The sequence below is a fragment of the Marivita sp. GX14005 genome (assembly GCF_023370775.1).
Classification (GTDB): Bacteria; Pseudomonadota; Alphaproteobacteria; order Rhodobacterales; family Rhodobacteraceae; genus Marivita.
In genome coordinates this window covers 1,072,448-1,094,183 of sequence record NZ_JAMCCQ010000001.1, presented here as the reverse complement: position 1 = coordinate 1,094,183, position 21,736 = coordinate 1,072,448, and the positions used below count along the sequence as shown (strand labels likewise).

Annotated in this window: 15 protein-coding genes and 1 pseudogene; 7 read left to right on the top strand and 9 right to left on the bottom strand. The window is 58.6% G+C overall.

The genetic code is table 11. From position 1 onward, the window contains the following. Positions 1-523: 523 nt before the first annotated feature. The 4 genes and pseudogenes from M3465_RS05490 to M3465_RS05475 all read left to right on the top strand — a co-directional run bounded on the left by M3465_RS05490 (position 524) and on the right by M3465_RS05475 (position 4,627). The gene (locus M3465_RS05490; protein ID WP_249500693.1) at positions 524-1,702 is read left to right on the top strand and encodes a hypothetical protein; all 1,179 of its coding nucleotides are present in this window, start codon (positions 524-526) and stop codon (positions 1,700-1,702) included. Between the two features lie 46 nt (positions 1,703-1,748). Further along, positions 1,749-1,871 (top strand): annotated as a pseudogene (locus tag M3465_RS17045) (NAD(P)-binding protein); the annotation flags it as partial. A gap of 471 nt (positions 1,872-2,342) precedes the next feature. Further along, complete coding sequence (locus M3465_RS05480) at positions 2,343-3,347, top strand: GMC oxidoreductase (protein WP_249500866.1); 1,005 nt, start codon at positions 2,343-2,345, stop codon at positions 3,345-3,347. After that, a complete protein-coding gene (locus M3465_RS05475; RefSeq protein WP_249500692.1) occupies positions 3,344-4,627 on the top strand; it encodes an O-antigen ligase family protein in 1,284 nt (427 codons plus the stop codon). Before M3465_RS05480 ends, M3465_RS05475 begins: the two co-directional genes overlap by 4 nt. A 7-nt stretch (positions 4,628-4,634) precedes the next feature. Here the strand turns inward: M3465_RS05475 and M3465_RS05470 are convergent, their stop codons facing one another. The 5 genes from M3465_RS05470 to M3465_RS05450 form a co-directional block, all read right to left on the bottom strand. Further along, positions 4,635-8,357, bottom strand: coding sequence for a LamG-like jellyroll fold domain-containing protein (locus tag M3465_RS05470; RefSeq protein ID WP_249500691.1), 3,723 nt, complete (start codon positions 8,355-8,357; stop codon positions 4,635-4,637). A 625-nt stretch (positions 8,358-8,982) separates the two neighbouring features. Next, positions 8,983-10,221 carry a glycosyltransferase family 4 protein gene (locus M3465_RS05465; RefSeq protein ID WP_249500690.1) on the bottom strand — a complete coding sequence of 413 codons (1,239 nt, stop codon included), beginning with the start codon at positions 10,219-10,221 and terminating at the stop codon, positions 8,983-8,985. After that, on the bottom strand, positions 10,214-11,176 hold the full coding sequence (locus tag M3465_RS05460; protein ID WP_249500689.1) for a glycosyltransferase family 2 protein: 963 nt from the start codon (positions 11,174-11,176) through the stop codon (positions 10,214-10,216). The genes M3465_RS05465 and M3465_RS05460 overlap by 8 nt, the downstream gene beginning before the upstream one ends. Further along, positions 11,157-12,005, bottom strand: coding sequence for a sulfotransferase family 2 domain-containing protein (locus tag M3465_RS05455; protein WP_249500688.1), 849 nt, complete (start codon positions 12,003-12,005; stop codon positions 11,157-11,159). The genes M3465_RS05460 and M3465_RS05455 overlap by 20 nt, the downstream gene beginning before the upstream one ends. Continuing rightward, a complete protein-coding gene (locus tag M3465_RS05450; RefSeq protein WP_249500687.1) occupies positions 12,002-12,910 on the bottom strand; it encodes a glycosyltransferase family 2 protein in 909 nt (302 codons plus the stop codon). The genes M3465_RS05455 and M3465_RS05450 overlap by 4 nt, the downstream gene beginning before the upstream one ends. A gap of 147 nt (positions 12,911-13,057) precedes the next feature. On the opposite strand from M3465_RS05450, the gene M3465_RS05445 reads away from it, so the two are divergent. Then, entirely contained in the window at positions 13,058-13,837 is a 780-nt protein-coding gene (locus M3465_RS05445; RefSeq protein ID WP_249500686.1) for a hypothetical protein, read from the top strand. Between the two features lie 28 nt (positions 13,838-13,865). Further along, positions 13,866-14,699, top strand: a complete 834-nt coding sequence (locus M3465_RS05440) for a family 16 glycosylhydrolase (RefSeq protein WP_249500685.1) — start codon at positions 13,866-13,868, stop codon at positions 14,697-14,699. Positions 14,700-14,711: 12 nt separating this feature from the next. On the opposite strand, the gene M3465_RS05435 is transcribed toward M3465_RS05440, so the two are convergent. From M3465_RS05435 to M3465_RS05425, 3 genes are read right to left on the bottom strand one after another with little or no spacing between them, the layout of a single operon-like run. After that, positions 14,712-15,935, bottom strand: coding sequence for a polysaccharide biosynthesis/export family protein (locus M3465_RS05435; RefSeq protein WP_249500684.1), 1,224 nt, complete (start codon positions 15,933-15,935; stop codon positions 14,712-14,714). Next, the gene (locus M3465_RS05430; RefSeq protein ID WP_249500683.1) at positions 15,932-18,256 is read right to left on the bottom strand and encodes a GumC family protein; all 2,325 of its coding nucleotides are present in this window, start codon (positions 18,254-18,256) and stop codon (positions 15,932-15,934) included. Before M3465_RS05430 ends, M3465_RS05435 begins: the two co-directional genes overlap by 4 nt. 51 nt (positions 18,257-18,307) lie before the next feature. After that, positions 18,308-19,306, bottom strand: coding sequence for a sulfotransferase family protein (locus M3465_RS05425; protein WP_249500682.1), 999 nt, complete (start codon positions 19,304-19,306; stop codon positions 18,308-18,310). 221 nt (positions 19,307-19,527) lie between these two features. On the opposite strand from M3465_RS05425, the gene M3465_RS05420 reads away from it, so the two are divergent. Next, positions 19,528-20,718: a glycosyltransferase family 2 protein gene (locus tag M3465_RS05420; RefSeq protein ID WP_249500681.1), complete on the top strand. Its 1,191-nt coding sequence runs from the start codon at positions 19,528-19,530 to the stop codon at positions 20,716-20,718. A 12-nt stretch (positions 20,719-20,730) separates the two neighbouring features. On the opposite strand, the gene M3465_RS05415 is transcribed toward M3465_RS05420, so the two are convergent. Further along, a complete protein-coding gene (locus M3465_RS05415; protein ID WP_249500680.1) occupies positions 20,731-21,729 on the bottom strand; it encodes a glycosyltransferase family 2 protein in 999 nt (332 codons plus the stop codon). Between the last annotated feature and the right edge of the window lie 7 nt (positions 21,730-21,736).

Sequence of the window (21,736 nt, the reverse complement as noted above, 5' to 3'; positions counted from 1 at the left end):
TTACACAGTTTATAGGCTTTTCATGGCTGCTTATTCCGCCGAACATTCCGCAGGCCGGTTTCTTGACACAATTCAGAGAAGCCGCCTGCCATTCGATCTGTTTCTCGCCGTCGGTCTTGTCACGATCATGGCTGCGATCGCCTATGTTCTAGCTGGCGCGCCCGGCATCAACGGTATCGACGATGCTGCGATTACGCGATCCTATTCGGACAATATCGCAAGCGGTCATGGCTTCGTCTACAATATCGGCGGAGAGCGGGTCGAAGGCGCAACATCCTTCCTTTGGACACTAATTCTCGCTGTTCCCTACTTTTTCAACGAGACCCCGGAAGTGCCAATCCTATTGATTTCCAGCGTATTGACGGCAGCTTCGGTGTTCCTTGCGTTCCGGATCACGCGCCGCGCCGCTTCCGGGCACGGCGGTGCCGTCCTGTTGGCGGCGCTTCTGCTGGTCGGCTTTCCGGGATTCTTTATCTGGTCGGTTTGGTCGATGATGGAGATCGCACTTTGGTCCGCGCTTCTCATGCTGCTGCTCGACCGGCTTTCGTTGGTCGCCGAAGAGCCCCGCGCAGGGCAGCCGCTCGATACACTCTTGCTCGGCGTCAGCGTTGCGTTGCCTCTCACACGCCCGGAAGGCATCGCCATCACCCTCGGTTTGTGCCTCCTCGCCGTGGCGCTTCGCCCCTCGATATGGAAACCCGCCATCTGCGGGATCGCCGCCGCGATATTCGCATTCGGGGCGTTGGTTACGTTTCGGATGCTGTATTTCGGCTTTCCGTTTCCGAACACCTACTATGCCAAAGTGTCCGTCGATCGATTGCAAAACGCGATCGACGGCGCAAAATACCTGATGAGTTTCGTGACAGCTCAGCCCTTCGCGGAGGTTATCGTCCTGTCTTGGCTCATCTTGGCACCGGTTGCCCTCGTCGGGGTGGTTCGCAAAGCCACTCCCGGACAACGAACCGCGATTCTGGCAAGCGCGCTGGTTTTGGGCGTCCTGTTCACTTACATGATGCTGGGCGGGGATCATTTCGCGCTTTGGCGCTTTTATCAGCCGGTGATGCCCATTCTCACCCTGCCGTTTGTCCTTCTATCACTGCAGATCAGCCGCGTGATCCCGCTTGCCCGGCGCCGCGAAGCGGTCGGCCTTGGCCTAATTGCCGCGATGTTCTGGATCGCCGTCAATGCCTATGACTATCGGCAGGAGCGGTTCCGTATAGCCCGAGAATTTCAGCTATCCCATCGCGGCGAGGTGTTCGGAATGTTTGCCAACGGACTTGCCCCGCGCCCCAGCATGGGTGTCGTGGCAGCGGGCGGCATTGCATTGACCTATCAAGGCGAGCTGCGCGATCTCATGGGGCTGAATTGGGTCGAAATGGCCCATGCCAAACCCGTGAAAATCGGTTTCCGCAACCACGCGAGCTTCGATGTCGATACTTTCTGGGCTCACCCTCCCGATCTTCTTCCCCAGTTCCACAAACCCGGTTGCCAGCGGGAAGACTGGACAGAAAAGGCAACCGCCAAGGACACCGGGGTCAAGCAGCTTTTCGTTCAGGAGCGATTTCAGGAAACATACAGCCCCATCCTTCTCGAACGCGGCGACGTGTGCACGAATGCCTTCGCGGCCAACGCCTGGCTGGAACAGATCAATGATGGGCGGGTCGTTCGGCTCGGTTGGGACAAGGTAACGATCGTCCCATGATCATCGGCAGTCATCCATCGCCGGATCACCCGGGGGGCGTTGGCCTATGCCCGTGATCTCGCTTCGCGTAGCGTTGCAAAAGGACTACAGCCTTTGCGTCGTCGGATCCGGGCCGGCCGGTCTGGCCTGCGCAATGTCCCTCGCAGAACGCGGCGCTTCCGTTCTCGTTCTCGAAGCAGGCGGGCTCGACCATACACCGCCGCCTCCCGCCGTGTTCGAAGTAGACGGCACGCATCGACCATTGTCTGAGACGCATTGCCAGAGCCTCGGCGGAACGTCCCCCATCTGGGGCGGGCGCATCATTCCATATCTCGACACCGATTTCCAATTCGGTGGCTGGCCGTCAGGCGGTGATGGCCTTTCGAATTATTATGGCAGGGCTGCCACGTTTTTGGGCGCGTCACCCCTCGAAAAGCCGTTCATTCAGGAAGACGCAAAAGAGTCATTCGATTGCGAAGCGGTCGAAATGCTGGCCGCTTCGGGATCACTCATGCAGTGGCATAGAGCCAGCCTAGATGCTGCGACCGGCCCTGATGTCGTGATTTCGGCTCAGGTCGTTGGGCTGGAGATCGAGCATTCCGATGATGGAGCCTCCATTTGCACCGGCGTCCGCATCGCGGCAGGCACGAAGGACGAGGCGGTGACGCTGCGCGCCCGGACGACGATACTTGCCGGGGGCGGGATCGAAACGAGTCGGCTTCTTCTGGCGGAGCAGGCCCGGCGGCCTGAAAAGCTTGGTCATCTGAGGGCTATCGGACGCTACTACGCGGGTCATCTGACCGGGGATATCGCCAGCATCACCTTTGCGAAACGCGCGGATGCAGAGGAATTTACATGGCGCCCGTTGAACGACAGAGGCTTCACACGGCGCATTTTCCGCACGACATCTTCCGGCGCAAAGCAGGATGCCAACTTGTTTTTCTGGGCGCGCAACTGGCCCGAATGGAATGCGGATCACGGGTCCGGGATCCTGTCGGCCAAACACTTGTCGAACGCTTTTCGAAAGGGCAGGATCGCGAGCAAGGGATCGCCGGCTCGTCATCACCTTCGCAATGTCGTTCGTGATATCGGCCCCGGGATACGCGCCGCCGCACAGCTTTGGCACGCAAGGTTCAACACACAGCGCGCCGGACTGGATTACCTCATTCCGAACCGCACGAACTGTTTCCGGCTCAGTTACCATGCCGAACAAGAGCCGCACGCCGAGAACCGTATCGTCGTCGACGATCACGTAGAACCGAACCGGCTTCCGCGACTTCGTATCCGCTATGATTTTTCACAGGCCGATATCTCTCGGGTCATTCGGGGGCACGAACTTCTCGAACAGTCACTCAAAACGTCCGGGATCGCGCAACTGGCTTACGATGCCGAACCAGAAGCGCGCGACGGTCTCATTCAAGAAAAAGCCTGTGACGGGTTTCATCAGTCAGGTCTCGCGCGTATGGGCGACGGCCCGAAGGACAGCGTCGTCAACAGGGATTGCAAGGTTCACGGCATCGATGGTCTGTACTTGGCGGGAGCCGCTGTGTTTCGGACCAGCGGCGCCCCGCAACCGACCCTTTCGATCGTCGCCTTTTCGATGAAACTGGCCGACCATCTCGCGTCAACCGGACGCGCTCCAAGCTTGGAAAGGGCGGTTCAATGACACTGCCGTCGGGCCTTCATCACTCCTCGGCCCTCGCAACCCCGGCGCGAGAAATTGAACTGGTGATGGCGGTCTTGTGGTTTTTGGTCACCTTCACCGTCTTTCCGCATGACGAACTGATTCTCTACCCCCTCGCCCTGTATTTTACTTACGCGCTATACCGCGACCGCCGCGCCACCATTCCGATCCTCGCCGATTGTTGGCCTTTGCTCTTGCTGCCGGCGTGGGCGATCCTCACATCGCCGCTCGCTGTCATCCCGCAAACCGCCTTCCGTTCTGGCGTTCAGATGGCAATGACCATGCTCATCAGCGTTCTTTTCGTCGCATGGATGTCGCCCAGACGCATCGTCCTGACCGCGTTTTTCGCAACCGGGCTTTGCGGTGTATTGAGCCTTTTTATCACCTCTTACCATTCCGGCGCGATGACAGGGATTTTCGCGCATAAGAACATGCTTGGCGCCAAGATGCTGTTGCTGTGGGCCGCCGCGCTTTGCATCGCGTTCGATCCATGGATTCGGATTTGGCTGCGTGCGGTCGCACTCGGGTTCGCCGCACTGGCGCTGTTCCTGATCCTCGCCAGTCAGTCGGCAACCGCTCTCGTTCTGGCAAGCGTGACGATTGCGCTTGTCGGCGGTTTCGCCTTCTTTGCAGGCGGCGGACAAAGAACGCCTGCTGACCGGCTGGCCGGCGCATTCATCACCTTGGGCGTGTTGGCGTTTCTCATACCACTACTTCCCGTGGGCCAGGTATCCCTTTTGGATTATCTCCTCGAAAACCTTGGGAAAAGCCGAACGCTTACGGGCCGGACAGAGCTTTGGGCCTATGCCGAGGATGTCATTCGGCAAAGGCCGCTGATCGGTCACGGCAGCGGCGGGTTCTGGCGTTATCAGGAAAACGATCTCGTGCGCCAAATCTTCGCCGAGTTTCACAAGAGCCCGAACCAGGTTTTTTCCTTTCACAGCTCATTTTACGAAATTGCCGTTCATTTCGGGTTGATCGGGCTTGTTTTCGCCATTGTGACCATTGTCTGGGCAGGTGTCCGCCTCGTCGGACAGCTTGTCCAACGAGGCGGGCTGCCGTTCATATTCTTCCTGACCATCGCGTCGATCGAACTGATCCGGGCCTTTGTCGAAAGCGAACTGATGCGCCCTTTCGTGTTGGCGCACATGCTGATCTGGATGGGAAGCTGCTTTCTGTCGAAGCATCGATCGATGCACGGTGACAGACGAAAGCGCCGGCATCCGTACGAAACGGGTGCCGGCGCCGGTGCGGGGGTTTGAATTCCGCCTAGAACAGATCGTAAACTCCGTTTTCAGCAATGAACCAACTGAGATCTTCGTAGGTATGGGCGATCTCGGCATCGCGGGCCTGCTCCTCCTGCACGAAGAGTGACGCCGATCCATCGTCGAGCCCATCCATCCGCAGGGTGGCGGTGTTGCCTCCTTTCATCGAGGTCATCGACGCGATGAACGCAAATTCCTCGAACGGAACATTAAAACCGACCTTGCTTGCCTCGTGGTTGGCCGATCCTTCGCCGACATGGAAACCGGTGCCTTTTCCGCCAAGCTCGACGGCGATGATATTCACAGTCTCCTGGGCAAACTTGCCGCCCATGCCTTCCTGGCGTTGCAGGTCGATCTCTATGATGCCGTTGGCGTCCACGTCGGTGCGTGCCGTGACGGCCTGATCGTTCTCATGGCTCGCGATCTGAGTGAAGAACGCGAAATCGCCATCGAGCCCTGACAGGTCGAGCGTCGCCTCGCCTGACTTGTTGGTCTGAACGCTCTGCGCGATGATTTGGCGACCGTCTTCGAGCGTATGGCTCCCCTCGCTGACGGACATCCAGCTGACCGTTTCAGCTGCATGACGACCGTCGAGGTAATCCCATTCCTCGATCTGGATCTGAAAGCCCTTGTCGGTTGTGTTCTGTATACGGGCGAACGCTGCTTGGTATCCGTTGTTGGAAAGCGGACCGGCCACGACGATCGCATCGTCGATGGCTTCACCGAAATTCGCCTTGAACCAACCATCCGGATCGGTCTGGTCAAAGGTCGTTGTGCCGATCTCCATGACCGATTTCGGCGCGGTATCGGGTGTGGGCGGCTCACCGTCGCCATTGCCCAATGCCAGCGGGGAGTCGACGTAGTTGGTGTTGGGTCCGTAAGAGGCACCATCCTCGAAGGAGAACACCTTTACGGGCTGTGTTGCTTCCGAAGCGGTCGATCCGCTGAATCGAAGCGCGTCGATCTCGGAGTTCGTCCGGGCGCTATCCCAGACACGCACCTCGTCGAGCGTTCCAACAAGACCGCGGCTATAGTTTTGCCCGTCTGCCAGAGTATCGATCACGACATCCTTGTTCCAACCGGATTTCGAAGTTCCGACCTCCTTGCCGTCGGCCAGAATGCGGATTTGCCCATCATCGCGAACAACGGCGTAATGTGTCCATGCGCCGTCAACGGCATCGACGGAGGCCTTGGCAATGATGTCGCCGTCGGCTTCCACGGTGAGTTGCCCGCCGCGGAAATTGACCTCGAAGCCTTCGCCACTCAGGATTGCGTCGGCCGCCGAAATATTCTTGTTTTCAGCCAGTTGCACCCATGCCTCGAGTGTAAAATCGCCGCTCAGCTTGATATCATCGATTGCGAAGCCTGTCTTCTTGAATTCCAGCGCCTTGCCCTTGCCGGCGCTCGTTCCGCCATCTCCGCTGGCGGGCACATCGCCCGAACCACCGTCGGCCGGCGGGTTCGTGTCCTCGCCGGTGTCAGGCATGTCATCGGACGTATCGGGCGTATCGGGCGTTACCTCGGGCTGCTCGGGCGTAGGCTCGGGCTTCGGATTATGGCCTTCGCCACTTCCGTGTCCACCGCCGTGATTTCCCGCGCCGCCGGCATAGTCGTCAAAAATCTCGACATCATGGGTTGGCAGATCGAACGATTTGATCTCGTATTGTTCCAAGTACTCGTCCGAATAACCCACAAGTTTGATATCGATGCGATAAGCAAAATGTTCACCGGTCACGCGGTCCGTCACCCAAAGGGCGAAGGGCATGGTCCAGCCGCCTTCGCCGTCGCGCATCGCTCCGTGCATTTCGATCAGTTGCTCGGGCTCGGGGTGGCCGAGATGATCGTCACTGGTTTCGATACCGTCATGGTCGGATGTCGTCGTCGACGTCCATTTGTTCGACCCGAGACGCAGCGTGCCGGCGGTATCGGTGATCGTGCCACAGATCAGCAATTCGTGATTGTGCGGCCCCATCGTCAGGTCGGCATAGGAGTCGATTTTGACGATCGGCTTGTCCAGCGGCTTGAGAGAGGAGGATGGGGACGAGTCCAGTCGGCTCTCGTTGTAGAACTTGGCATCGACCTTTTTCTTGACGTCCTTAAAGGTGTTGCCGATGTAAACGCCGTCATTGTTCAGGCCGCGATCGTAGATTGCGGTTTTGAATCCCTCGAAATGACTGTCGATGATCGACGTGCCTTCATGTTTTTCCGGCATCACGATCGCACGGCCCGCACCATCATCGTCGCCGATGAAAAGCCCGTCGCGGATGACGTATTCGCCGGTATAGCTGAAAATATCGAACACGCGATCGACTTCCCATGCCGTCATGCCGACCATATCGCTGCGCAGGTCAGTCGTGGTCACGGCATCCTGACGGTGGCCCGTGTCCAGCACGGTTTCGACTGCGGCGGCGATATTGTCGTGAAAGCCGATGATCGCAGGCTCTTCGTTATTGAGTTGCAGGCTGAGCGGCGCTGGGTCGAACTGGATCGCGTCACGGTCCGGGTTGTCTACGCTTGTCTCCGCGCCGCGGAACATCCAGCCGGTGTTCGAATTGGCGGCGATGTTGTCCTGCTGGATAATCTGGCGCGCCTGATTTTCATAGGCCACACCGCTATGGCCGAAATCAGCCTTCAGCTCGTCGCGTTCAATCGAGAAATCGTCGCCCGCGCCGGGAATGTTGGTGACGAAATTGCCGATCCATTGTCCGGTTTCATCGCCGTCCTCCGAGACGATACCCGCGCCGGCGATGCTATGCACGAAGTTGAAATCAACAGCCGCATTGCTCGAGTGTTGTACGATTCCCCAACCGGGGCCGTCATGCACCGAATTGCCATTCAGAACAGCCATGTCGCTTCCGGCGACCGTTCCGGTCTCGTGCAGATGCAATGGGTAGCGCGCTTCGACATTCGTTCCGACATTGAGCGGCTTCGACTTGTCGGTCCGGCCAAGATCGCCGAATTCGGCGAACTGCACGGAAACATCCGCGTTGTGAAGCATGACATGCCCGCGGATCCCATCGGGATTTTCGGAAGTGAACTTGATGTTGCGGGTCTCGTTCCCGGCATAGATCTTCAGATCATGGCCCGGCGGCGTCGTGTGATCGTGGCTCAGCGCCTTGTCGAAGGTGACGAGAAGACCTTTGGATGTCTCCTTGACATCGACGATTGTGCGCGTTTCGTCCTGAAATTTGTTGAGCTGCGTGCCCATGACGACAATCTTGTCGCCCACCTGCCATCCATCTGTTCCCTTTTCGAAGGTCAGCGTTTTCGAACCGGCCTTCGCGTCACCGATGAGCGCCGCGTAGGGCGATTTCTCGGCCCCGTGGATTTCGACCTTGCCATCGGTGATCAACCCGTGCCCGAGATAGGCCGGATCGGCCTTGGTATCGAACGGGCCGTCGGCGAACTCGATCAGGGTTTGAACGCCGGCGTTCATCGGCTTGTCTGCCGTGCCGACGGTCAGATGAGACATATGTCCGGTCGTCATCGTTTCGACGAGGATATGCGTGTCCTTGTTCGTCGCGAAATGCAGACCGCCATCGACCTTGACCCATTCCAGCCGCGCGTCGGACTGAACGTCATAGGTGACATCAACGCCTTCCGCGATATGGACTTTCGCATTCTTTCCGGGGATTTCGCCGCCTTTCCACGTTGACGAATCGCTCCAATTGCCTGAACTTATTGCGATATGAGTGGCGTCGGAGGCGTCTAGAAGTGCTGATACCATACCAGCATGCTTCCCGGAGTTGTGTGCGTTTTTCATAGTGTTCTTTCTGTATTCTTTGTTCCTGAAGTGCACCTCGGGCTTCTCTACGACGCGTAATGCGACGTGACCTTTAAGGGCAGTTCGTTACCAATGACTTACTCACGCTTCGGTATTTTCGCTTTCGGGCGAGAATCCGGCGTGGATCGGGCAGCTTGATCGCTGCGCATGAGTCAGTTGCCCGCAATCGGATGCAGTGCAGAGGGCCGGAGCCTTTCGGCGCGTCCCGCTTTTTGCCTGACCGTATCGCGGTTTATGGTCTACTGTCCCGTTCGTTCAACACTGAGTCAGGGCTTACGCATCGCACCCGACACAACATCAGAGAAATTGTCTGTTTCCCGCTGGCGCCTCCTTGGTTTTCCTCATCTCGGTGCCCCGTCTTATCCATATCCGGTACATTCTTGACCAGTAGGGCACCGCTCCTTCCTCTCGATTCCGCCGAACCGCAAGCAAGGTTTTGCCAATCGCGCTAAGTCATATGACGCGTTGGAATCACACCTGACAGTTGAGTTTCATTGTATTCGGCTGGCTTGTATCCCGACGGATACCCGCATTCTGGCAAGAATAACGCTGGGTCAAGCCATGGATATCATGCGCGAAATAACGCCTCCACCAGCTCGGAATTGTCGAGCCGGCGCGAAAGTTCCGCATGGTCGGTGGTCATATGTTGCCTATGTGATTCGCTAAGAAGCAAATCACAGACCTTTTCAACGAAGTCAGAATCGCTTTGCGCCGATACCACCACGCCATTCAGAGACGAACCGAATGGTGCAATAGCCTCCTTCGTTGCCACCACCGCCATGCCGAGAGATAGGTAATCGACGATCTTGATAGGAACTCCGCTTCCGAACTGAATCGGCGCCAGTCCGATCGCCTGCTTTCCGCCGAACTCCTCCAGGCGGTCGACCTGTCCGACGAGGATCAATCCTTCATCCTGCGCGTCGATGGTAGCGATTGTCCTTGCGATGGCACCGAGGATGACCAGCTTGACCCCCGGAACCCGTGCACGCACTTTCGGCCAGATCGCCGAACGCAGTTTTTCGAGCGCGGCAACGTTTCCCGAATGGATTGAGCCGATGAAGACAGCACGCGGAACCGGTTTCGATCCTCCGGGCTGCGAAAAGCGCGGTACATCGGGTCGCATCCAGATATGCGCGGCTTTTGGAAGATGGCGTGCGAAAACCTGCTGCTCGACGCAGCTGGCGTGGATAAGAAAATCGGCGTGGCGACACCGCGCTGCCTCGTCTTCGATGGAGATGACAACATGGTCCGGCGTGCGCCCGCCGGCCTCGAATGTGCCCGCACGCATTGAAAACAGATCGTGCAAAAACACAGCCTTCGTGCCGGCCTTGCAACCTGCCAAGAGCGGACCGAGACTGCTGTATTCGACTGTAAGCAAAGATGATGGATGTCGATTGACGCGCTCCACTGTCGCTTTGGCTTCGGTTCCGGTCAACGTAGCGCCGAGAAGGCTGGGATATGGTCTGTCAGCACGTCCGATGAGCTTTCGGCCAACTTCGACCACCATGCGCCGGCCGAAATTGACCCAAACCGACGGTGATCCAGAAATCCAGATCCCGTTCACTTCGAAGGCGTGCGACCAGTCGATTTCGTCAATCAGTTCTCGCAGTTCGGGTGCAATACGCGCCCAAGCCTTGTTTCCGAACGACCGTTTCGGCGCGAAGACCAGCCGCGTTCGAAAACCGGCTTTCCTACAAAGCAGCAGATAAGCCGCAAGAAACGCGTTGTCGCCAGAGCGCATCCGGTCAAGGCGGCGCGCGACGATCAAGGTGGCCGATCGCGCGTCCTTTTCATCGCGGTCAGGCATGGGTGCCGATCCGCTTACGCAGCGCCTCGGCAAGATGCGCAATTAACCGGGCAATTGCGTCCGGGCGCTTGGCAAGAGCCGAAAGCGCTTCAACAGGCTTCCCATTTCGCACGGCCCCCAAAGCCTTTTCCGTCGTCATGAGCCGCGAAAGATTTCGGTGGCGGGCGGCGAAATGGGGCGTGGCAACTGCCGCTTGAGCTGGGTCCAACCGCTGAATTGCCTCAAGATCGGCCGCAAGTAACGCGCGCATGTCCCCGGCTTTCGCCTTGCCAGAAACAGAGCCGTCGCGGCGCGTGTAGCGATAGCCTCGCTGTGCCGTGAACGCCACACGGCCTCCTTCAGTCAAAGCGCCGAGAACCAGATGGAAATCCTCGCCATTCCGCAACCTCTCATCATACTTCAGCCCGATACGTTCTACGAAACGGCGCGCTATGATCGGTTTGGCATATCCGAAGCTGACTTCGCCATACCTGAACGCGTTGCCGCGCAGCCAGTCCTGCAAGTCGATAAGCCCGACCGGCTGTGCGGCGCTCAAAGACGGGCTATTTAGCGGCGCGCCTTTATCATCGACCGAAACGAAATCATCGAGCACCAGATCGGCGCTAAACCGCTGCGCCGCCTCGATCATGCAGGCAAGCCTGCCGGGCTCATAGCTGTCATCGGCGTCAAGAACAGCGATCCAATCGCCGCGCGCAATGCGCAGGGCGGCGTTTCTTGCACCGGCCGGTCCGCGATTGACCGAAGAGCGCATAATGGACACCCGAGGATCGCATGCCGCGATTTTTTCCGCGAGTTCAGCGGTGTCATCGCTTGACGCGTCATCCGACACGATGACATCGACGCAAACGCCGTTTTGGCAAAGGGCCGAGTCGATCGCACGCTCCAGCGAAAGGGCGGAATTATACGCCGCTACAATGACGGAGACGGAAGGAAGGTCAGTGGCACCGGGAAGCATGTTTGACCGCATCCAGCATCGCGTAATCCATCGCGTAAATTCTTCGCAACCGAGCAACAAGCGCATCGCTCAGCAAACTCGCATCGTCGGGCATTTCCGCACGCAAATCGAAGAGGTTCTGCCATTCCCGTACCGGTCGCACGGCGCCGCCGGGAAGGTGAACGAGCGTTGCGTTCGATGTTCGGTTGACAGGTTTCAGAAAGTAGCGATCTGCGAGCGGGGCACCAAGAAGCGCGCTCATAGCGCCATGCAAACCGTCAATCGGAATGGCGTGGGTATAGACGACTCGCTGCAAGTGCATTCGCTGGGGCTGGACATGGCGGTCAAGGTAGCCCGGATCCTGGCCGAGATAGGCTTCTACAAAACTCTGGAAACTTGCGCGCTCGGGGTCCCGTCCGGTTATCCGCCGGAAGCCAGCCAAAATGTCCGTTGCGCCGTTTCGCGCGATGAACTTGTTTCGGAACATCGACAGCACCCGCGCAACAGGATCGCGATAGACGAAAATCAGATCGTCACAACGAAAAAGCTCCTCTACGGGCAGCCGGTGGAACCTCCGTATGAAATCAATGGGGCGCTCGTTTTGCTGTATCCGGGAGCGATGTGGAGAATGGTCGAGGAACAGCTTCTTGAAGCTGGAACACGCGTTTTTGCGAATATAGCAGTAACCGATCCGGCGTCCTTCGATCTCGAGCGCGAAGTGATTTCGCCCAAGCCCACGCACGCCGTCGATCCTCCTTTGCAATCCGGTCAGGCCGACGCGATCGATCGCCGTCCTGTTGTCGAACATCGCCGGCTTTGTCGGCACGCGAATGACAGGCGCGACCGTCACCTCATATACTCCAGCCGCCCGCGTCCGCCGACGAGACCGGAAAGGACCCCCGCAGCACGTGAGAGCATCGCAATGCCATTCGCAAATCCACGACGGCCCTGAAGAATGGAACTGGCGAGCCATCCCAGACCGACAAGAACCATGCCGCTTCCGCGCACCACGCAGTAGACGACACTCTGCGCTTTCGGGCGTCGCATGAGCACGGTCATTGCCCGCGTCGTTCCGCAGCGGAACTGGCGGCTGACGGCCCATCTCCATGTAAGACGATTCGTTTGCTGAATCTCGTACACCCAAGCGTTGGCCGCATAGGCACCGCGACCGCCCGCGCGGATGATATCCTGAAAGAACAGCGTGTCTTCACCGCCATAGAAGCTCAGCCCTTCGTCGAACCTGCATCCCAACCGATTCAATTCCTTCAGATCGACGAGGACATTGTTCGTCCAGCTTTCGCTTCGCCCTTCCCCGTCCGAGAAGCGGCGCTGCAAAAAGAAAAGGGTCTGCAACCACCACTGATCGCGCTCATCTTCCACGCGCATCTCAACCGGTCCCTGAACGAATGTCGCTCCGGTGCGCTCCGCAACCTGCACCAGTTCGAGAACCCAGCGGGGTGAGACGACCTCGTCGTCATCAATAAAGACGGCGAAACCCTCGGAGCCGACCTCGTCCAGGACACGGTTCCGTGCGGCCGGAATGCCGGGCACGGTTTCATGCACATACCTGCAGGCGAATGGATAATCACGGGTCTCCACCGCAAACACCCCGTATGCGGAAGGTGTGTCGTCATTGTCCACGATGATGAGCCGGATATCCATATCCGGTCGCGTTTCAATAGCGCGAATGGATCTCAGAAGTTGAGCAAGACCGTCCGGGCGATTGAACGTGCAGGCACAAATAGCGATTTTCAATGATCGAGCCTCGGTTCAAAAAAATATCCGTGCCAAAAAATCTGCAGCACATGACCTTAGGTTACTCGTGAACAGGCTCGTGTGGCAAGCGCGAAGGCAGAATAGCAGGCGCGGTCCGGCTCGAATGGACGGTAGTCCACAGAAAGATTGCGAAATGGCCCTGCGCCTCTTACCATCGGCGTATTATCGGGCACGTTCGCCCATCAAGTCATATTTGCAAATGCGGGTTTCAGGCGAATGATTGTTTCGCATCGCTACCGACTGATATTCATCAAAACGCTGAAGTCGGCGGGCACCAGTATCGAGTTGGAGCTGTCGCGTCATTGCGGCCCCACCGATATTATCACCCCGATTTTCCCAAAGATCGACGGTCATGTATCGCAGAACTGGCGCGGCGTGTTTCCTCCCTGGCGCGAAGTGCGCTCCGCAGCCGATCTGCGCAAGAACGTGCGTGAATGCGTGCGACGCGACAGGTTCTACAACCATATTCCGGCCCGCTTCGCGAAAGCGCGTATGCCGCCGAAGATCTGGATTTCCTATCTCAAAGTCTGTGTCGAACGGAATCCCTGGGACAAGACGCTATCGCATTATCATATGTTCAGAAATGCGGCCTGGCACCGCCACCATGATCCCGAGCTGACCCTGGATCGGTACCTCGCAAACGGCATCCTGTGCCATAACGCGCCATTTTACTGCGATGCGTCCGGCAAGCCGCTGGTCGATCGGGTTCTGCGTTTCGACCGATTGAACGATGATCTGGCGGAGCTTTGCGATGAGATCGGACTGCCGTTCGGCGGCCTACCCCACGCCAAAGGGGATCTGCGCAGGGATGGGCGGAAGTATAAGGATGTGTTGACCGAAAAGCAGGCCAGCGAAATCGCCAGAGCCTTTACGCATGAGATTGCGCTGCATGGTTGGGAGTATTGATGTGCCAAACGGTGTCGGCAGAATTTTGATGTCAGGCGCGGCGCTCGCCGTCGGCATTTTCGCAACACCCCCCGATGCGTCGGCGAAAGAGAAAGCTGAAGGCGTTCCGTTTCGCACGGTCTTTGCGCTTAGCGGGCTTGGCGATCAATGGTGGATCGCCGATTACGACCATCCGGCCGGTTGGTTCGGCACCGCATGGCGCAAGAGCGCGTTCGAGACCGGTGATGCCGGCGCACTCTTCGCGCTTTCTCCGGTGCCGGAGGACGCGCGTGTCTCGCGCGCGGACATGAAAGAGGATAACGGCTCTCTGAAAGAAGCGGGAAAAACATCGAAAGACTTTTTCAGTGCGCAGCTTCAGCGGCGCAAATGGTATGGTCATGGCCGCTATGAGATCGTCATGCGCCCGGCGAAGGGCGAAGGTCTGATCAGCGCGTTCTATCTCTATACCGGTCCACATTTCGGCGATGAACACGATGAGATCGACATCGAGTTTCTGGGAAAGGATACGACCAAGGTTCAGATCAATCGCTATGATGATGGCGAACCCCTCGCGCAGCCGCCCTGGATCGATCTGGGTTTCGATGCGTCCGACGCGCCCATGCTTTATGCAATAGAATGGTCCGAAGAGTCGATCGTATGGACAGCCGGCGAAGCAGAGATTTTCCGTTTGACAGGCAAAGAGAACCTGCCCCAGCCGCCGATGAAAATATATGTCGATCTCTGGGCCGGTGGCCCGCAACAGGCGGGCTGGTCGGGAGAGGCCCCGCCGCACAGTCGCGCACAGGCCAGCGTGCAATGCGTGTCCTACACGCCGCCGGACAAGAATACTCCGCAATGCAGCGATCTTATGCACACCAATTGAGGAAAACCCCGCCTACTGGCTCGCGATAGCCAGATCGAAGGAGACTTCAAAAACATCGCCGGGCTCGATGGGATCGTCGGATGCCAGTCGGATCACCTCGATCTCGCCATCGATCTCGCGGCGCACTTGCAGAACCGTTTGAACCGGTCCGTCGAGCGCGCTCAGCCCAGTCGCGGCCGCAAGACTGAGGAACATCGCCTCGCGTTTTGTCGCAAGCTCCGTTTTGTGCCTAGTGTCCTGCAATTGCGTGACAATCTCGTGTTGGCGCCTGTCAGCAGCCTGCAACACGTCGCGTTCCGTTTCGCCAATTCCCTGCCGAGCACGAAAGATCGCAGTATTCAGATCGAGTTCCTCGGCGCTGAGATCGGTCAGGGTTCGCTCGGCATTGATCAGCTGCGTCGTGACGACCGTTCCGCGCTCGACCAGAACACGAAGGTTCTCGACACGCTCCCGAGCGCCTTCGAGTTGCCGGCGCACGCCGATCAGCTTGGCTTCGAGCGCGGCGAGCTCGGTTCGATAGAGTGCAATCAACGCCTTGTTTGATTCGATATCCCGTGCTTCGGATTCGCGCCTGATGCCGAAAATCGCGCGCTCTTCGGCCTTGATACGCGCTATTGCCGCCGGGCCGTCCGGGTGAACGAGGGTTTCAGGAAAATCAATCGCGTCCGCTTCCCGCTGCTCTGCTTCCAGACGCGCCTGCCGCGCGCGCAAACGCACCAAATCCACCTGAACGCCGCGCAGCGAACTTAGTTGGCGATATTCCGAAACATCGCCCGCCGCATCGCCGCGCGTTCGATAGAGTCCGCCGGCCAGCGCGAGCGCCTTGCTTGCCGTCAGACCCGGACGCCAGGGATAAGCGCCGGGATTGGCGATATCGCCAAGCATGTAGAACGGCCGATAGGCGGCGATCTGCAACCAGACCTGAGGCGGCTGATAAAGCCCGGTCGCCGCCTGCAATCGCGCGGCGATCGTTTCTCCAAGCTCTTTCACCGTGGCACCGCGCGCCATCACCGTTCCGGCGAAGGGAATAGAGATCGACCCATCGGACGAAACGACATAGTCGCCGATCAGCGCATCCATCGCCTCGAACGATGCGGTCCTGTCGTTCCAGGCGACGGCGCGTAGTGAAACAACGTCCTCGGGACCGAGCCGGTAGCTCTCTGCAAACGCAACTCCGCATAGCGCGATCAGGCTTATTGTCAGGGCAGCCAGTCGAGTTTTGACCATTCTGATCATGACCGTCTCCAACCCGCGGACATGGTCTTGTCGAACCCGCGATATTCGTATTTCCGCTCGATCCGGCGGCGCACATCTGTCATCACGACATAAAGGTTCGGAGCGCGCAGATCGTGTAATCTCTGGATGCAGGATTCCACGGTCTGACGCGCCGTCGCGTTCCAGCGAGAAGCGACAACAACCGTATCGGCATAGGGAAGAAAACGGATCGCGTTCCCGAGCGATAGCACCGGTGTCGTCTCGATGATGATGTAATCGTAACGATCCTTGAGCTTCTGCATCATCGCCTCGGTCCACCGGTTGGACATCTGGCCGAGATCCGTGCCGGAAGTTTTGGAGATCGAGAGCAGATCGAACCCGCCTTTCGTCCGAACGATACTTCCTTCGAAACCACCGTTGATCGACAAATCGGCCGTTTCAAGATTGTCCTGTGCGCCGATGTCGGGCTTTGTCTTGGCGAGTCCATTCGCCGCATCGATCAGGATCACCGAATGGCGACATCCGGCAAGCGCATAGGCCGAAAGCATCGCGGCAGTTTCCGTGCGCTCTTCGGAAACCGCAGACGTGAAGACGATCGTTCCGCGATTGCGGTCGGCGATGCCCGAGAGGAACAGCGCAAGCCTGCGTCCTTCCTCGATGAATTTCTGCTCCCGGTTCGAGAGCAGTTGCGGTGCCTGAACCAGCTTGGTCTGCAGGCTGGAATGGCCGCGACGGGGGATATGGCTGAAGCTTCCGATCACCGGCAGGCCAGTCAGATCGCGCATCTCGCGCGCGGTTTTCACGGTGTTGCTCGTGAGTTCGAGCAGCAGCGCCAGCCCGAAACCGATGGTAAGCCCTGCGAGACCGGCCGTCGCCAGAAGCATCAAGGTTCGCGGCGAACTTGGGGATCGCGGGGTTTCGGCGAAGGACAGCAGCCGGACGGAGGGTTGCTGCAGGGCCTTGAGCTGCGCCGATTCCGTCGCCGCGTTCAGGAATTCCTGATAGGCGATCCGGTTCGCGTCGGCGATACGACGCAACTTGGCCAGCTCGACGGTCACGCGCGAACGCGCATTAACCTTCTCCTCCAGCGAGGCAAGCTCCTTTTCGATCGACGCCACAACCGCGCGCGCGGTGTTCGCACGGGTCTGATACTGCCTCACGATACGGTCGGTTTCGATCACCGCTTCCTGTTCCACCCTGTCGATCACCGCATCCAGCGCCGAGGCTTGAGGTGATGCCTCTCCGAATTGCTCGACTGCCCGGCTGCGTTCGATCCGGTATTCCGAAAGTTGGCGGCGCAGATCGATCAGGATCGGGGATTCCAGCACATCGGACGCCGCGACGGGGCCATCGAGCGCAACGAGTTCGAGCACCCTGCCCCGGCGCGCATCGGCCTCGACAATTTCGGTGCGCGCGGCGATCAGCGAACGGCCCAAATCCTCGATCTGCCGCGTCAACTGATCGGCATTGGCTTCGTTCGCCTCTGTCACGCGGACCTGGAAATCAACGACCGCCGTTTCCGCGTCTTCGAGATTTCGACCCAGTTCATCGACCCGCCCGGTGAGCAGTTCCACCTGCTCCTCTATCGCTTGGCTGCGCAGTTCGAGGCTGAATCGGGTGTATTCCGTAGCGGTCGCATTCGCGATTGCGGCGGCGATGTCCGGATCCTTCGCCTCAGCGGTCACGTAGATAACATATCCGTTTCCCCGCTGGCTGATCTGAAGGAGAGCGGCAAGCAGATCGGCCAATGGACCATATTGGACTGTCTCATCGGCCAGTGTGGCGAGATTGGCGTCGGACTCTGTCAGATCCCCGGAGGCTGTTGCCCCGGTCGCTGTGGCGCCGCCGTCTGTCGATAGCTCTTGAGGATCGAGCTGAACCGGTTCCGGCGGCGGCGTAATCAGACCGGAGACATACCGCTTTACCGTTCTGAACGCGCGAACGGGCCAAGCGGGAGGACCGCCTCTCTGTTGCGCCAGATCGAGACCGTCCGTCTCCAGACGCTTGACGACCTCGATCATGAAGGACCGAGAGCGCATCGTTGCGATTTCCTGCTCGACGACCTGACGGCTGAGGGGCACGCCCGTAAGCAAATCCGCGATGGGCGAACTCTGCTGACGCGGATCAACCAAGGTCAATTCAGCGGTGGCTGTGAAACGGGGTTCGATCTTTGAAAGCATCGCGCCACTGATGACGATCGTCACAATGAAAACCAGTGCGATCAACGTCCAACGCCGGAGGATGAACTGGTAAACGTCCGAAAATGTGACGCCCCCCTGACGCGGGGTTGAATCGAGCGGATCATCAACCATGAAACTGGAAAACGTCCCGCGGCGATTCATTGGAACACCTTTTGTGCGGAAAGTAGCCGGATGGCGGTGCAGAGCGACATATCAGCACTCCATTCCCGGCCAAATCTTAGAAAGATCGCGATCGAGGAGGTCCGACAGCCCGGCGTTCCGGGCGGACAGATGCTGTTCGAGATAGGCTCGTGTCGTATCGCGCATTGCCGGCGGCCGCGTCGCGTTCATGAAGCGCGGGTTTATGTGCCGGAACCACCAGTAGTGAAGCTTGTTTTCGATCCGCCGTGCCGCGCTGTCGCTGTCGCCCATGTGATGCCGATAGCGTCCGGCAACCAATCGGCGGCCAACGTGATTGGCGGCCCGGTGTAGCCTTGGATAGCCGGAATACAATGTGCGGTTGAACCAAGCACGCTGCGGATTGACACGCATTGGCCCGATCTCAAGGAACTGCGTAACCGCGTCGATGGCGCCTTGGGTATCGTCGAGAAAATCCTCGAAGATGCAGATATGAACGCGCTCGGATCCCAGCGCATTCTGAAATCGCCGCAAACCCGAAAGGTAGCTCGATCCGAGCAAGATATGCGGATACCGCAGGATCGCCTTTTCGAAGCTCTCGACAGCGCGGGATGTTTTGACAAGGTGCCAATATTGCGAATACGCCCGCCGAACGGGATGGCGCAGCATGAAGATCATCCGCACTTTCGGTAGCCGCGCAGCAATACGACAGGCCGCCGTTTCGGACATGAGATAGGTCGTCGAATCTTCTCCGATGAGACCGCCATTCGGTCTTTCGGGAAAACGCCCGCCATACCATTCGCGATTTTCGAAAGCCGTCGGCCCCGGATCCCACCATCGCAGCGCGCGCCGGTTCACATGAAGAAAATCGGGATGGGCAATCGGATCGTCCGCGTCGAAGTAGTGAACCTCGTCTTCTGGCAATGAAATGTCGGGATGCTGATCGAGTATGAAGTGAAGCGATGTCGTTCCGCATTTCGGTGCGCCGCCGATGATGAAATCAGGGCCATCCGCAACTGGCTGGGTTTTGACGCGAAGGCTCTGCGATCCTTCGTGCACAGCAATCTTGTTCACCGGAAACGATCTCCAAGCAATATGAAAATAATTTTTGCGCGAAATCATGCGCTTCAACGAATAGGATCGAGGATAGTGCATGATTCCGTTTCAAGCAATGAAATTGGAAAACCCTGAACCGACCGACGTTTCCCAGCGCTCGGAAAACTGGACGAATCACACCGCTTTGCGGTTAAATCCATGCAATTATTTAATTTCGTTTTTCCGTTTAAGGTATTCCCGTGCCCGGCATTTCGGCCATTGTTCCCACATTCAATCGCAGCGCCTATTTGCAGCAGGCGCTCGACGCCTTGCTTGGGCAGACACGAGAGGTGGAGCAGATCATCGTCTGGGATGACGGATCGACCGATGGCACCAGTGAAACGATGAGCCGTCTGAACGATCCGCGAATCGAGTATCGTCGCGCCGGAAACGCCGGCAAAGCGGCGGCTCTCAATCAAGCCATGCAATTGGCGCGGGGCGATTACATCTGGATTTGCGATGACGACGACATTGCGCTTCCCGACGCAGCCGAGAAAATGGCGGCCGTGCTGGAACGCGAGCCGGAAACCGGCATTGCCGGGGGCACCTACAAGCGGTTTCGCGATACAGGCGCTGGCGGCAGAAAATACTTCGATGCCGGGTACTGGCCCGATCTGAACCAAGGCACTCCGCTGCGCCATCTGCTTGAGGATATTTTTCTCTTTCAGAACGCGACTCTCGTGCGGCGGCGTTGCTACGATCGGGTCGGTCCGTTCCGCGAGGATCTTCCCCGTTCGATCGATTACGACATGATCGTGCGACTCGCGACGCGCTATCCCGTGCGCATGCTCAGCGACACGCTTTTTCTTCAGCGCAAACATGATGGAGATCGTGGCCCCCTCGGTCATCGGCACTCAGCCGAGGACTCCGAAACCGTGTGGGCGACGCATGACCAAATCGTATTCGAAAGGCTTCACCGACATTTGCCGCTGTCTCTGATGCAAGCCATGTTCGAGGGCGATCGCCTTGGTATATGCCGCGCGGCCTTGCTGCAGCGCGGAGGCGTTTTTGCGCGCCATCACCTTTGGGACAGGGCGCTCGACGATTTCGAACTCGCCGCAAGGATTTCACCGGAACGCGCTCTTGGTCCCTGTTCCGCCAACATTTGCCGCCGGGCGGTTTCGGGAAAGCATGGCGTTCGCCTGACCGAAGCTCAAATTGCCCGCCTCGTTCGCTTGCGCCGCATCTCGCCCGCGGGCCGCGATATTGCCGCGAGCCTGGGCAGGGGTCTTATCTGGTCCCTGCGCCGCGCATTGCAGACCGGAAATCGGCGCAAGACACTGCAAATGGCGCATCTCGTCTCGAAAACGCGGCTGCGGATGCGCCCGCGTCACGCAACCGACCGTGTTCAGGAACGGCAGGAAATCCGGCTGGATGCCTATGACTGGTAAGACCGCCCGCTCTTACCGCGATCCAAGGCGTCGGTCGATCATCCGAAGCGACCGGAGCCGCGCCTCGGCAGCCAGTTTCCCGGCCAGAGACATTAACACATGCGGTGGCTCCTTCCAGAACGCCGCGATCTGACGCAGATCCCGCATCCTCACGGCATCGATCAACCGCCGCCATGCCCATTCCCGATGCGTGCGCCGACAATGCGTGCGCAGCGCGCGAGTATCCGCTGGGGTAAGGCCCGGCTTACGCATCAAGCGTCGATCCGCCCTGACGAGGGCCCCGAGATCGCGCGTTCCGTGCTGACCGCTGATCGAGCGGGCGCGATGCACGGCGAAATAGCCGTAAGGGTCCGAGAGCCCGAACTTGGCTCCGGCCAGAAGCGCCTCGGAATAGAAGACGTAATCTTCCGCAAGCCGTAGCTCTTCGCAATAGCGCAGCCCATGCGTTTCAAGAAATGCGCGCCGGATCAATGGCTTGATGAACCCAAGCTCTCCCCGTTGACCCCGGTTGCCGTGCAGGTTCCCGGTGACGAACTCCAGAAAGGTCACGTCCATGAACCCGAAATCATCATCGCTCCAAAGCCTTCGGTTCGTTGCGAGCAGATCTTCTTCAGTCACGCGGTAGATGTCATCGGCGAGAAAATCGAACTCGCCCGATTCCGCGCGTGCAAGCAAAAGGGCGATCCGATCCGATGCCATGAAATCATCCGCATCCAGCAACGCAATCCACGGCGCGCCGCTCTCGTCAATCGCCCGGTTTCGCGCGGCCGCCGGACCGGCATTCACCGGCTGCCGAAGAAGCTTCGCAGATGGGCTTTGCGCGCAGAGTGTTTCCGCCAAGGCGGCTGTGCCATCGCTAGAGGCGTCATCGACGATGACGATCTCGACGGACGCAGTCTGGTTCAACGCCGATAGAACCGCGCGTTCCAGCGTGTTTTCTGCATTGAACGCAGGAATGACGACGCTGACTTTCGGCGGTCTTTCTTCAATCTGCGCTCTTTGCTCCACCATCCGCCCT